The following is a 14,045-nucleotide window of genomic DNA, read 5'->3' on the forward strand; positions in this document are numbered from 1 at the left end:
GCACGGGAGTTTGCCCAGCAGCCGCAGGGCTGGTTGCTCCTGTTCGGGTCGTACGGCGCGGGCAAGACCCATCTGGCTGCGGCTGCGGCTCACGCCGTGCTCGCACGTGGCACCCAGGTGCTGTTCACTGTCGTGCCCGACCTGCTCGACCACCTGCGGGCGACCTACGGGCCAACCAGCGAAGTCGGCTACGACGAGCACTTCGAGTTGGTGCGAACCGTGCCGCTGTTGGTCCTCGACGACCTCGGCACCGAGAGTGCCACGGCCTGGGCGCGCGAGAAGCTCTACCAGATCGTCAATCACCGCTCCAACCTGGCATTGCCGACGATCATCACGAGCAATCGGGCGCTGGAACACCTTGATCAACGCATCGTCTCGCGGATGCATCAGCACGCCTTCGCCGGCGAGATCCTGCGCATCGCGGCGGCAGACTATCGCACCCAGATGCACCAGCGGCGTCACCCGTAGCGCCGCAGCCAAGCGATGGGCTTGCGGCGCACAGAGCGCTTTCTGGCTACGACTCTGCCGCCAGGATCGCATGCACCGCCTGTTTCAGGGGAGGAATATCGTGATGAATCACGATAGCCACGTGGCGCTCAATCCGGCTGATGCACGCCAGGATAGGCTGCAGGTAGATCGTATCGTCGCTCAGAACGGACGCGCTTCCTGAAGCACGCGCTCGCGGATGGCCGGGTGCAGTGCCCGCTCGGTCACCACATCGACCCGTCGCCCGAGGAGGAGCTCAAGATCGAGGATCAGTCCGGCGGGGAACCAGGCACTCGTTGACGGGCCGGTCTCAACCAGCAAGTCGATGTCGCTCTCAGGGGTTGCTTCGCCACGCGCCATCGAACCAAAGACGCGCACACGGGTCACCCCGTGGCGCTCGGCAATCTGGCTCATCGCGTCACGCTGCGTGTGCAGCAGATCCTGTTCGCCCATGGGAATAACCTCCCGTTCAATACGACCGTCGTTCAATGATAGCGCAGTTGGGCACGCATGCAGGGCGATTGCAAAGTCATCGCGATCGTCCGCAGATGACGCAGATGACAGCTTCCGCATCTGCGTCATCTGCGGACACTATTTAACCCTACCGGGACATTGCAACAGCCCTAATGGCACACCGCTCAGACGAGGCGCTCTGGGCGATCGCGCGCAGCACGATGAACCGCGACGCGCTGGCGCTTTCCGATGTCCTCCGGGATCGCAAGGAGCAAGGGTCGCTGACTCCCGAGAACCAGCCGTGGCTCGCCCGCCTCACACAGGATGCCGACGCACTGGCCGTGCGGAAGGCGCACGCCTACGCGCTGCTCAAGCGCCGGGGACATCAGATGCGGACGCTTGGCGAGCTGCCGGTTTCGACCCTTTGAGGCGCTTCGTAGGCGTTCGATGTGCTCTGCTTGGCACTTCCTAGAGGAAGATCAGGCGTGCAAGCTGAGCAACGAACGACCTTGCATTTGCATGGCTGCAAGCTGACTACGCAGGGTCGGCGATGGAGTCGGTGAGCAGTTTGCGGGACTGTCTGGTGGCAAGGTCGATCAGCCAGATGTAGCCGTCGTGAACATACACGATCTCGCCACTCGGAGCGCTGCTCGGCGACGCTGAAGGATCAGCGTCACTGAGACGGCCCTGTGCCAGTGGTGCACCAGGGTGTAAGAGGAGGATGCAGATCATGCTGAACAGGGCTTGCCGTGGTTGCTATCCTGAATGATCGATGGTGCATATATCGCTCCTGGCGCTTTGTCTACCTCTGACGTTGCGACAGTGCTGAACGCGGCCTAGAGTTTTTCGGGCAGGGCGCCCTGACAGCCACCTCGTCATATGCGGCCAACCGTGCACTTGGCTCAAACAGTGCCCCGTCATCGCGCTGCCGGTTGTCCCAAACCGGCGCAAATTCGAGCACACCTGTGCCTGGCTGCAACACTTCCGTCGGCTGGTTGTTCGCTACGGGTATATGCCGTCAACTTCTCAGCCTTTGCTCAAGTGTATCGTGGTACGCCTCCGTCGATATTTTTGAGACCGGTTCCAACTTACTTAACGCTGGATCAACGGCAGATATACTGACTGCGATAGTGTGATAGTTATGATGCTGGAACGGTTTGCTGCCTGGTCGTCGGCAAAGGCGTATATGACACTATGCTTAAGGCTGTTGATCGTCAGGGGTGCAGTATATGGCACGAAGGTCGTGCCATTGAGCGAGTAGTAGAGTTGCTTCACACCAGAACCGGCATCGGTAGCGGTGAGAGTCACCTGCTGTGCGTTGAGCGGACCGGTTACTTGCAGTGCGATTTCCGGTCCACTGCGATCATCGGCGGCTGAGCCGATGAGATCAGCGGCTGGATCAATGATCTTGTCGGCTATACCGTCGCCAACGCTATCATAACGAAGATCCAGCGGTTCATCAGCGTCAATAACCAGCGTCGCAAGCGTTCCAGCAGGCAGGTCTAGATCGCGATAACGCCTAGCGAGATCGCGCGAAGCACCAGTTCCACGGGTGAGATCCAGAGCAATTGGGCCATCACCGATTTGCACTGTCACTGAATAGGTTGGGCCTGGGGTTAAGATAAACTCTTGCACGATTGAACCGAGGTTCAGTGAGTCGACGCCACTCATATAGCCTGAAGGTTCATCGCCAAAAGTTATCGTTTCACCAAAATTATTGCTGATAGTCACAGCTTCAGTATTGGTCAGCCGTAGATAAAATGCAGGAGCGGAAGCATTTTCAACTGCTAACGGTGGAGGAGCCGCTTCACCACGCCGAAACTTCTGGCAGTTTCCCTCAAGTGGGAGTTCACGACCGCGAAAAAACGCGGCGGCTATCGCCTGAATATCGGTGTTGTGCATGAGGAAGGCATGTTTCACCCAATCATTGTCATCTCTGCCGAACCATCCAGCTCTGGGCGTACACACAATAGTGGTAGCAGCTGGCGCATTCAGATCTTTCACACCATTTGAACGCAACGCACTGACAATCGGGACAGTACCATCTCCACTTGTATACGTCGCCTGAAGATCTGGGAAACCTACGCACGTTTTGGTGCCGTCAAGCAGTGAGGTTGCGCAGACACCATTGAATGCAGCCTGATAGCTACCCGGCGTCGAGTCACGGCTTTGAAGTCCGGCTACGTGGATATACTCAATCCCGGTAAGCTCGTCACTCCACACATCCTGCGACAGATTCAACGGGCCGCCGCGATAATTGTGAAAAATAACATTATTCGCACCTGGAAGACTACGGTCTTTTTGCACACTGAACATATTGACTAGTTGTCCATAAGTATACCAGCCATCATAACGTCCATTCTCGTTCGCATCCCATTCCGTCTCATTAAACACGAATTCATTCAATTCAAAGTAAGCACGACTAGGAAGCAATTCGTGGGAACCAGGGAAGTTCTCAACAAGATCCTTATATGTAGTTGCACCAATTCCTCCCCACCACAGCAACTCACCGAAGAGAATGGAGCTAATCGCCTGTGGGGCGCCAACAAAGGGGGGGGCAACATTCATTACCTGATCTACGGCATCGGGATGTTCGATGATAAATCGGCGCGCTACAAGTCCGCCCATACTATGGGTCAGCAAGTTCACACGCGCCGACGCACCGTAGAACTTGCGAATACACTGCACATACTCATCCAAGCGGGATGCATTAACCTCGTTACTTAGCCGCCAGTCATAAGCGAACACGAATAAGGTCGGGTTATTGTTGCGCTGTTCTTCATACTGGCATCCTGCAAGCGTGCGCCGTGCCGGATCGCCATCAATTTTGTACTCCACAAAACCATTAGCGCCATTGGTAAGCATTGATATCATATCGCCATATACGTCGCGTCCAAGTACATTCCAGATTGGAGCGTTAGCCTTGATATTTCTAAGCGAATTACTATTAAGATCAAGTGCTAAATCATTTGCCGTAAATGGTTGTATACGAGAAGGAAACACTTCTGTAATTCGCAGTCCATTCGTTGAATAAATATCTAGTGAACTCCCAAGCACTCCGTGCAAGAAGATGAGCGGGCGGTGCCCAATGGTGCCGGTAAAATCGAAGGTGATCTGTCCGTTAGCGGAAGCAATCACTCCAGAGGGCGGATCGAAGTAATAATCAGCCTGTCGTGGTCGGACGATGTAGGCCTTGCCGGCTATCAGATTAGTGACGCCATAAACACCGTCTACGGTTCTAAGCACACGAGGCTCTTCGCGCTGATCGACCGGCGTGATGGTCACCTCCACATCATTGAGAAGTTCACCTCGTTGGTTGCGGATTGTGCCTGAAACGCTTGACGCTTGCGCGGGTGTTTCGGAAAGCCTATACGCCCCACTATCCGTCCCGGCAAAAAGCTGTGGTTCGCTTCCAACAGTTGCCAGCGTACGAATACGCCCACGATCGAGTGCAGGTGCGAAGGGTGTCCACGTCTCGCCTTTATCGACGGAACGGTATATATCACCGCTTGCCACTACAAGCCCGGAGGTGCCGAGATAGACCGTGCGGTCGCTCGCGTAGTTTGGCGAGAAGGCAATTGCATTGGCATAAGCCGGGCCGGTGGTGACGGGATCCCACGTTAGCCCACCGTTCGTCGAACGATAAATACTATCACCTAGAGCAGCAAACGCGGTCTGGTCATTGGCAAAATCGGGCGAAAACACCAACACGCCAACTGAACCATCGGTGAAACCATCCGGGAATCCTTGCACTCTCGCCCACCCACCACCACCATTCGTCAAACGATAAATACCTTCGCCCCATACGCCTGCAAGCAGGGTGTTATCTGCGGTGTACGTAGGAGAGACGGCCAGTATGCTGGCGTTTTTCACCCGGGTGTCTGTGGTCAGGCGACGCCAATTCCCTCCGGCATTATTTGAGACGTACACCCCACTCTGGTTACCAACGTAGTCACTGACGCTCACATAGATAGTTCGATCTTGTCGGTAGCCAGGTGATAGAACCACCCAGTTGACCGCACTGGCAAAAGTCGTTGATGGTTCTACTCGACCCGCAGTTCCCGCTGAATTCGGGAAGGGCGGTGTATCAACGCCTTGCCACGTCAGACCACCATCGCTAGATCGGAGCAATCCCGAGCTCGTTGCATACACCGTGCGATCATTGGCAAAATCGGGTGAGAATGCAAGTGAGTTGTACCCGAAGACAAAGCCTTGCAGTACCTGTTGCCAACTGACGCCGCGGTCATTGGTTCGATAGAGATTGATGCCCGCGCCGGCGAGCATAATTCCATCATTGGTAAAATCTGGTGATGCCGCCAGTGCATGGATGCCGAGGGCGGCGAGACCCTGATTGCTTGGAACCCATGTGTCACCGTTATCATTTGAGAGGATTATTCCATTTGCGTTGCGAGACGCCGCCACAATCACTGGCGAAGTAGCGTAGTTGGGAGCAAAGGCAGCCTGGCCTTCACCATCATCGATATTACCGATAGATAACTCAAGCGGTTGCCAGGAATTGCCTGCGTTGCGACTACGAAAAAGCTTACCATTTGCGGCAACAAGGAGAGTACGATCAACGGAAAAGTTGGGTGAGATGGCAATGTTGTCCGCTCGACTTCCCGAAAGGCCATTTTGGATTACTTCCCAGGTTCTGCCACCATCAGTTGACCGATATGGCCCGCTACCTGAACCGGCGGCAAAAAGGGTTTGATCCGTAGCAAAAGCCGGGGAGATAGCAAGCGAGAAAGCGCCGAGGTCTTGATCAAAACTCAGTGCCGACCAACTGGTTCCTCGATTAGTTGAACGGTATATCTTACCGCAAGCAACAAACATGCTGCCATCATTGGCGAAATTGGGTGAAATGACCACATCCCGATACACACAATCGGCAAGCCCTGTTGTGACGCGACTCCAACTACTTGCACCATTTGTACTCCGGAACACTCCATCGCTACCCACAAATACTGCTGTCTGATCAGCTGCAAAGTTCGGTGAAAAGGCCAATGCTGCTACGTTGAAAGCGTCACTAACACGTTTCCAGGTTGCACTTCCATCAAGGGAACGAAATACACCTTGTTGCCACATCCCAACAAGGAGTGTACGGTCGGTCGCATAGGCTGGCGAGACGGCCACGTCATTTATGCCAAGGCCCGCAAACACTGGTTCATTAGCGAGACCCGCTAGATCCCAACTCTGCGCCCCATCCTGCGACCGATAGAGCCCACTACCTGTAGCGGCAAAAAGCGTTTGATCATTCGCATAATTGGGAGAGAAGGCTACCGCATCCACGCGGCCACCCCACGGCCCGATCGACTGCCAGTTCACCTCATTGGCAACTGTTGGTGTGCCGGCGACTGGACTGGCCGGCAGCAGTGCCAGCGGCATGATCAGCACCAGGATCATAAGCAGTTGTATACTGGTGCGTCGTTGAGCATAGTGGGGCATTGTGGCCTCCTGGTCCTCTGGGAAGTGATCGAAGAAGCTAAGCCGTCTTGATCACCCTACCGCTCACGGTACGACTTGTCCGGCATCAATGTAATAGGCGATCAGCCGACCGCTCGGGTCGTACAACGCGCCGTCATCACGCTGCCGGTCATCCCAAGACCGGCGCGCTGCTCTGCGGGATGACGACGCTTCCTCCCGAGTTGAGAATTGTGCCTGGCGGCATCTGGGCATAGGCTTGCAGGCCGACTAGAAGCACGACTGCAAGCAGACCCATAGCGACGGCTAGACCATGGCGCATAGCATTACTTTTCACCGTCGCACCATCGGCAAATACACAATCTCGATCCCGCCGGTTGCCTCCACACGCACCTCGATCGTCTGCTCCGAGGTGGCATGCTCAATGCGGATGCTGTAGAGCCCCGGCGCTACCGCCGCGAGCGTCGCGTCACGGATGGCTACGTCGGCCGCCGCCGCCAAGGGGATGCGGTACTCGCCCGCCGCCGTGACCCGAAAGAGCTTCTTGCCGTTCAGGTAGACATCGCCCGGCGCATTGATCTGTACGTAGACCCCGCTGATCCCCGCCGGTGGCACCGGATCTGCCGAGGAGGGTTCGATTGCGTCGACGCGGAAGCCCCACCAATCTTCGTACCAGGAGGTTGTGATTCGCACTTTAATAATCCGACCAGGCACATAGTCTGACCAGACATCAGCAAGGGTGGTGCGCTCACCGAAGGTCTGGATGACCGTATCATTCGCATCCAGTACCTCTAGCTTATCGCCTCCACCAACTTCAATTCGGCTGAAATGCACTCGACTCTGCGACGCATTTACATTTGGATTGGTTATTGTCCAGACCCTCGTGATATTTGTAATGTAAGGATGATCAGATTGTGCCAGGCCAGGATTACTAACTGAATTAACAATTTTATCAACCCGGAAGCCCCACCAGTCTTCGTACCAGGTGGTAGTGAGTCGCACTTTAACAATCCGACCAGGCACATAGTCTGACCAGACATCAGCAAGGATGGTGCGTTCACCGAAGGTCTGGATGACCGTATCATTCGCATCCAGTATCTCTAGCTTATCGCCTCCACCAATTTCAATTCGGCTGAAATGAATTTTGCTTGATGGAGCGTTAGAGTCAGGGTTCGTTATGGTCCACGTCCTACTAAAGTTTGTTACGTAAGGATGGTTAGATTGTACCAAACCAGGATTGTTGACAGATGTAACAATCGCATCAGCGCGGAAACCCCACCAGTCTTCATACCAGGTGGTAGTGAGTCGCACTTTAACAATCCGACCAGGCACATAGTCTGACCAGACATCAGCAAGGATGGTGCGTTCACCGAAGGTCTGGATGACCGTATCATTCGCATCCAGTACCTCTAGCTTATCGCCTCCACCAACTTCAATTCGGCTGAAATGGATTTTGCTTGATGGAGCGTTAGAGTCAGGGTTTGTTATCAACCAGGTGTTCGTATAATTTGTAACATACGGGTGATTCGACTCCGCCAAGGTTGGCCCCCGCTGCGGCGGATCCTCCGGCGCGGTCGGAGTGCCACTCTCCACGGCGACCAGGTTGTAGCCCCAGGCACGGCCCGAGCCGTCGCTGATCAGTTGCACCTTGATCCCTGCGCCTGGCACGGCGTTGCTGGTCAGGCCGGTGGGGTGGCTGCCGGTAATCCATTGGTAGGGGGTGTTGTCCAGGTCGTAGATCACGATGTAGTCTACGCCGTCTTCGAGGTCGATGCGGTCGAAGCGCACGCGGGTGCCCGCCGGGTTGGCGGCGTCGTTGACGAAGGTGCGCTCCAGTTTGGCGTTGTTGGGGTAGGGGTGCGGGCTGTAGTGAATGGTCGGGTAGTTAACCGGCTCGAGCTGGTCGATCGCGAAGCCCCAGAAGCGCCCCGAGCCGTCGCTCGTCAGCACTACCTTGATCGATGCACCGGGCACCGGGTCACTCCACAACCCGTCAGGCGCACTGGTGCTGATCTCCTGGATCAGGGTGTCATTTGCGTCATAGATGAAGATCTGGTCAATCCCCTCTTCAAGCTCGATCCGGCTAAAGTGGAGGCGCGCTGCGTTCTCCCCGCCTGTGTTGGGGATCGTCCAGAATGTGTCGGTGTTATTCTCGTAGGGGTGGTCGCTCTCGACTGTGGGGATGCTCGCGGCAAGCTCGGTAGCTTGCGGTCGTGCCTGGGCACTGAACATGGTACCGAAGGCCAACAGAAGGATGGTGAGCGCAACCATTAGCAATGGACGATGGGCAGTCATTCGCATAGCATACCTCGCTCTTCAAGACATACGTTATTCGGTCTGCTATAATGATGCGAGAACGATCCCGTATGCGCCAAAGTGAATTGGCTTGCTGCATAGACATTTCTTTGTGCGCAATGACACAAAAAATAAGACGAACAATCGTTGCCCTGGTGGTGGTGAGATGTGAGCTGTTTTTCGTTTAGGGTATGTCCATTTTCGCATGGTCACCGTTCATCTGTCACCCCGTAAACTCCGTATTTTTTGTGATCGTTCCTTCACGATTGTCGAGTCTGTGACAACATTCCGCACCTGAGCCCCGGGGCTTCAGGGTCTGTTCCTGTTCAGGCCAAGGCGCAACCTTGTTGGTCGCGACGCCTCACCCTTGCCATCTGGCCTCTGAAACGGTGGCTCCGTCGATCCATTCACGTCCTGCATTTTATTGGTGTTTGTGGCAGCGAGTTACGCTCTGTGAGAGGTCAGCCATGCCTGATCGTCACCAACTCGCGATCCTGACCCGCCTGCGTAAAGCAGCCAAGGTTACCCTGGCCGAGATGGCCCGGGCTTGTAGCCTGAACGGGAATCGGGCCTATGAGTCGGCTGGGGCCTGGGAGCGCGGTGAGGCCGTGCCCCGTGCGACGCTGCGCGTGCCGTTTCTGGGCTATCTCGCTCAGACGCTGCGGCTGGCTGATGATCACGCAACGCTGGCGGCGATCTGGGATGTGCTGGTGCAAGCGTGGGGCTGGGAGCCGCTTGAGGAGGCCGATTGGCGTTATCTGAAGGCTGCGAACACGGTTTGTATGCCGCTACAAGCGGATCACATGTCAACGCGCTCGGTCTTCCCTTCTCTCGCCCAGATGCCGACCGCTGGCCGTCTGCCGCGCCCTGCGTTGCTGCCCCCTGGCTCGGTGCTGCCTTTCCCGCCCAATCCACACTTCGTCGGTCGCACCGCCGAGCTGTTTGCCCTCGCGGCGCACCTCAAGGGTGGCAACGCGGTGGCGGTGACGCAGGTGCCACCCACGCAAAAACACCAGCAGATAGGCGGTGAAACTGGCGGTCAAGGTGGCAACGCGGTGGCGGTGACGCAGGTGCCACCCACCGCGTTGGTCGGGCCAGGGGGCATGGGCAAGACCCAACTGGCGATCGAGTTTGCGCATCGTTTTGGGCGCTTTTTTGCCGGTGGGGTCTTCTGGCTGAGTTTCGCTGACCCGGGGGCGGTGCCAGCCGCCATTGCGGCGTGCGGCGGCAGCAGAGGCCTGGGCCTGCGCCCAGACTTTGCCCAACTCAGTCTTGATGAACAGGTGCGCTTGGTGCAGGCTGCATGGCACGCTGAGGTGCCCCGGTTGGTGATCGTTGACAACTGCGAGCACGCCGATCTGCTGAGCCGCTGGCTGCCCCGCCATGGTGGGTGTCGTATGCTGATCACTAGCCGTCACACCGGATGGGAGGCCGGGTTGGGCCTCGCCACCCTGCAACTCGGGTTGCTCGGACGCGCCGAAAGCATGCAGTTGTTACGTTGTTACTGCCCAACTTCCCAACTCCGCGACGAAGAATTGGTCGCGATCGCCGCCGAGCTCGACGACCTGCCGCTGGCGTTGCACCTGGCCGGCAGCTACCTGGCCCGCGGCGTCGACGCACTCACCCCGGCCGGCTACCTCGCCGAACTGCGCGCGGCCCTGGTCGCAACCGGCGCCGATGCAATCGGCCACCCCTCGCTGGCCGGCAAGGGGCCGCGCGGCCGCCCGCTGCCCGCGCCGACCGGCCACCTCAACCACCTCGAGCAGACCTTCGCCCTGAGCCTGGCCCGGCTGGATCCGATCGACCCGCTTGACCGGATCGCGTACCAGCTGGTGCTGCGCGCGGCCTGGTTCGCGCCTGGCGAACCGATCGCGGTCGAGCTGCTGCAAGCGACGCTCCCTGCGGCGCCGGCGCCGGTGACTGCTGTGCTCCAGCGCCTGGCCGACACCGGCCTGCTGCTGCCCGGCGCCGCACATGTTGACGCCACGATCCGCCTGCACCGCCTGGTGGCGGCCTTTTTGCGCCGCCAGGACGGCGCCGCCGAGGCGCGTCAGGCAGTTGAGACGGCCTTGCTGGCGCACGCCCGCGCGCTCAACGCGGCTCTCGACGAGCCGGCCCTGCTGCGTCTCCAGCCCCACCTGCGCGCCGTTACCGATGGGGCGCTGCAGTGCGGTGATGCGATCGCCGCCGACCTGAGCTACGAACTCAGCCGGCACCTGGGCGAGGTTGAATACTACGAAGAAGCAACCGCCTACAACCAGCGCTCGCTCGAATTGCGCGAGCGGCTGTTTGGCGCGGACGATACGCGGCTCGCCGAGAACCTGCACTACGCCGGCGAGTTGCTCGACTGGCTGGGCGACTATTCCGGCGCACGCCCGTATCACGAGCGCGGGCTGGCGATCCGGTTACACTCCCTCGGCCCTGATCACCGGGAAACGGCCACCAGCTTCCTGCACGCCGGCGAGATCACCCACGCCCTGTGCGACTATCCGGCCGCTCGCAGCCACTACGAGCAGGCGCTGGCCATTCGGGCACGTCTCTTTGGCGACGACAGTCCCGCTGCCGCAGAGCTGCACAATAACCTTGGCTTACTGCTCAACGCAATGGGTGAACTGGATGCCGCGCTGCCCTACGCCGAGCGGACCGTGGCGATCTGGGAAGCTCAGGCGCAGCCAATCCGTTCGCGCCAGGCGATGGCGATCAATAATCTGGGCTATCTCTACCGGACTCGTGGTGCATATGAAGCGGCGCTCGTCCACCTCCACCGGGCGCTCGCGATCCGCGAGGAGGTCTATGGCCCTGCGAACACCTTCATCGGCGTCACGCGCAACCATATCGGGCGGGTCTACCACTACCAGGGTCGCCTTGCGCAGGCGATGGTCGAGCTCGAGGCGACGCTGCGCCTCTTCGACCTCGCCATCGGGCGCGAGCACCCGATCACGGCGTGTACGCTCAGCAATGTCGGCATGCTGGCGTTGGAGACCGGCGCTTTCGCGGATGCACGCCGGATGCTGGAAGAGGCCCTGGCGATCCACCGCCGCCTGCTGGGCGCTGAGCACCGCCATGTGGCGCGCGGTCTCAATCGGCTCGGGCTCATGCACCAGACGCTTGGCGAAGCGGACGCGGCCCGATCCTCTTTGCGCGAGGCCTTGGCGATCCGCCGGCGCATCCTGGGCGAGATGCACCACGATACGGCCAACACCCTGGGGCACCTGGGGATGCTCCACCTGACCGCCGGACGCCCGCGACAGGCCCGGCCCATGCTCGCCGAAGCGCTGCGCCGTCACCTGGCCCGCCTGGGCGAGCACCACCCCTACACGGCGCGCAGCCTGCTGCGCATGGGCCAACTCAGTGCCGCGCTGGGCGATCAACTGCAGGCGCGTGCGTACCTCAACCGAGCGCTGCTCGTTTACACGGCGATGCTTGGCCCTGCTCACCCCTCTACAGTGGCGGCGCGGACGCTCCATCAAGCGGGGCAGCCCAAACGTCCTCCTCAAAGCTGCCTGTGAACTAACCCAACAGGCCGTAGCGCGAGCAGGCACGCACATAATTCTCGTCCAACTCCTGCCGGCTCTTCGCGCATACCTCCAGGTCGTGCAGCAAACCGTCGGAAATGCGGTAAATCCAGCCGTGGATCTCGAGGTCTTGCCCGCGATCCCACGCGCTCTGGATCACCGTGGTTTGTGCTACGTTCGAGACCTGCTCGATAACGTTGAGCTCACAGAGCTTATCCAGGCGCTGCTGATCGCTCGGCAGGCTCTCTAGCAGCGGCGCGTGCTTCTTCATCACATCCTGGACATGGCGGAGCCAGTTGTCGATCAGGCCAAGCCGTTTGTTGCTCAGGGCCGCACGAACGCCGCCGCAGCCGTAGTGCCCACAGATGATCACGTGCTCGACGCGCAGGACCTCAACCGCATACTGGAGCACCGACAGGCAGTTCAGATCGGTGTGGATGACCAGATTGGCAACATTACGGTGAACAAAGAGCTCGCCGGGCATCAAGCCAACAATCTCATTAGCGGGGACGCGGCTGTCTGAGCAGCCGATCCAGACATAGTTGGGGGCCTGCTGCTGCGCAAGCTTCGCGAAAAACGCCGGGTCGCGGGCTGAGATTGAATCCGCCCATACCTGATTATACTGGAACAGCTTGCTAAGAGATCGCATTGCCTTTACTCCTTCGCCGCATATCGCCGAGATCGCTCGTTTCATCTTCGAGTATACAGCTTTCAGGCACAACTGTGTGGGCGACGGCTATTGCAACGTCACCTGCGGACACTATCTAACCCTCTTGGGACTTTGCAGCAGCCCTGAATTGAGTACGCCATCCAGGATGCCCGCACCGATCGCAGTGGCCAGCGCCGGGTCGTTTCGCGTCAGCTGCAGTTTGTCGAAATCCGCGGGAGCGCCGCGAGCGCCGCGAGCGCGGGCGGCTCACCCGCTACTGCCGGCTCCGCGCCCTACCTGGATTACCGGCCCTTGAGCGAAGAAGAACGCGAGTTGTTAGAAAATAGGGGAGAGGAAATAGAAAATAGTGAGGGACGGCCGGCAAGATCACCTATTTCCTATCTCCTATCTCCTCCTTCCTATGAACACGAGGCGCTGCGCTATGCGATCAGTGAGTTGGTGCCGCGCCACTTCGACGAAGTGCGCCGTCGGAAAGAGGAGTTGGTCACCAAGACGCTGATGGCCGTCCAGGAGCGCCTGACCAAGGAGATCATCTACTGGGATCAGGGTGCCGTCGAGCTCCAACTTCAGGAAGAGGCAGGGAAAACACCGCGGCTGAACTCGGCCCAGGCCCGCCAGCGCCGTGATGAACTCGAGGCTCGGCTCCGGCGGCGCACCAAAGAGCTTGCCCAGGAACGCCGTGTGTCTCCTCTTCCGAATGTTCTATTCAAGAGGAGGGGATGGGGTAACTGTTCACACGTCTCCTGGGAGCGCGGGCGGCTCGCCCGCTCTGGTCTGGATGCGGGCGGCTCGCCCGCGCTCCCAGGGTGGCACGTTACCCCAAGTCTGAACAGGTACGGGATGGGGATTGTGGTGGGGATCTTATGGGTAGGGGAGGGGAGGGTGCTCGTTCCACCAGTACGCACAACTACACCCCCTCCCGCAGCGCCTCATATTGAGCCGCACGGATGCGCTGTTTCAGCTCGCCCAGCAGCGCCGTGTCGTGCATGGGTTCGATGGTGCTCATGATATTCTCGATTCCAACGTCGCAAGCGTGTCTCTGGCAGGCATGCCAGTGAGGCATATAGTACTATAAGAACAAATATGCTGCAACTAAGCAGATGACGATGAACGAAAGGTCCACCCCGGTGACGATGTATGTCTTGATTGAACACCACCCTGAAGGTACGATCACGGCCTCGCTGATCGGCTGGCCTGCGATCACC

Annotated in this window: 7 protein-coding genes; 3 read left to right on the top strand and 4 right to left on the bottom strand. The window is 58.7% G+C overall.

The genetic code is table 11. The annotated features are described in order from the left end of the window. Positions 1-468: ATP-binding protein (locus EKD05_RS23760; RefSeq protein ID WP_129677827.1), on the top strand; the 468-nt coding region annotated here is incomplete at its 5' end. Between the two features lie 180 nt (positions 469-648). Here the strand turns inward: EKD05_RS23760 and EKD05_RS23765 are convergent. Then, positions 649-939, bottom strand: a complete 291-nt coding sequence (locus EKD05_RS23765; RefSeq protein WP_165360934.1) for a nucleotidyltransferase family protein — start codon at positions 937-939, stop codon at positions 649-651. Between the two features lie 173 nt (positions 940-1,112). Here EKD05_RS23765 and EKD05_RS23770 point away from each other — a divergent pair, with 173 nt between their 5' ends. Continuing rightward, the gene (locus EKD05_RS23770) at positions 1,113-1,367 is read left to right on the top strand and encodes a hypothetical protein (RefSeq protein ID WP_129677829.1); all 255 of its coding nucleotides are present in this window, start codon (positions 1,113-1,115) and stop codon (positions 1,365-1,367) included. A 664-nt stretch (positions 1,368-2,031) separates the two neighbouring features. Here EKD05_RS23770 and EKD05_RS23775 read toward each other — a convergent pair. After that, positions 2,032-6,384: a YCF48-related protein gene (locus EKD05_RS23775; protein ID WP_129677831.1), complete on the bottom strand. Its 4,353-nt coding sequence runs from the start codon at positions 6,382-6,384 to the stop codon at positions 2,032-2,034. Between the two features lie 309 nt (positions 6,385-6,693). After that, positions 6,694-8,661, bottom strand: a complete 1,968-nt coding sequence (locus tag EKD05_RS23780) for a hypothetical protein (protein ID WP_129677833.1) — start codon at positions 8,659-8,661, stop codon at positions 6,694-6,696. A gap of 461 nt (positions 8,662-9,122) precedes the next feature. On the opposite strand from EKD05_RS23780, the gene EKD05_RS23785 reads away from it, so the two are divergent. Further along, the gene (locus tag EKD05_RS23785; protein ID WP_129677835.1) at positions 9,123-12,164 is read left to right on the top strand and encodes a tetratricopeptide repeat protein; all 3,042 of its coding nucleotides are present in this window, start codon (positions 9,123-9,125) and stop codon (positions 12,162-12,164) included. 1 nt (position 12,165) lies between these two features. Here EKD05_RS23785 and can read toward each other — a convergent pair whose 3' ends face one another. Then, the gene (gene can / locus EKD05_RS23790) at positions 12,166-12,819 is read right to left on the bottom strand and encodes a carbonate dehydratase (protein ID WP_129677837.1); all 654 of its coding nucleotides are present in this window, start codon (positions 12,817-12,819) and stop codon (positions 12,166-12,168) included. Between the last annotated feature and the right edge of the window lie 1,226 nt (positions 12,820-14,045).

Source organism: Candidatus Chloroploca sp. Khr17, assembly GCF_004138165.1.
Classification (GTDB): domain Bacteria; phylum Chloroflexota; class Chloroflexia; order Chloroflexales; family Chloroflexaceae; genus Chloroploca.

Excerpts from the sequence above, each read along its gene's own strand:
- EKD05_RS23765 (WP_165360934.1), bottom strand. The coding sequence starts at position 939 with ATGGGCGAACAGGATCTGCTGCACACGCAGCGTGACGCGATGAGCCAG.
- EKD05_RS23770 (WP_129677829.1), top strand. The coding sequence starts at position 1,113 with ATGGCACACCGCTCAGACGAGGCGCTCTGGGCGATCGCGCGCAGCACG.
- EKD05_RS23775 (WP_129677831.1), bottom strand. The coding sequence starts at position 6,384 with ATGCCCCACTATGCTCAACGACGCACCAGTATACAACTGCTTATGATC.
- EKD05_RS23780 (WP_129677833.1), bottom strand. The coding sequence starts at position 8,661 with ATGCGAATGACTGCCCATCGTCCATTGCTAATGGTTGCGCTCACCATC.
- EKD05_RS23785 (WP_129677835.1), top strand. The coding sequence starts at position 9,123 with ATGCCTGATCGTCACCAACTCGCGATCCTGACCCGCCTGCGTAAAGCA.
- can (WP_129677837.1), bottom strand. The coding sequence starts at position 12,819 with ATGCGATCTCTTAGCAAGCTGTTCCAGTATAATCAGGTATGGGCGGAT.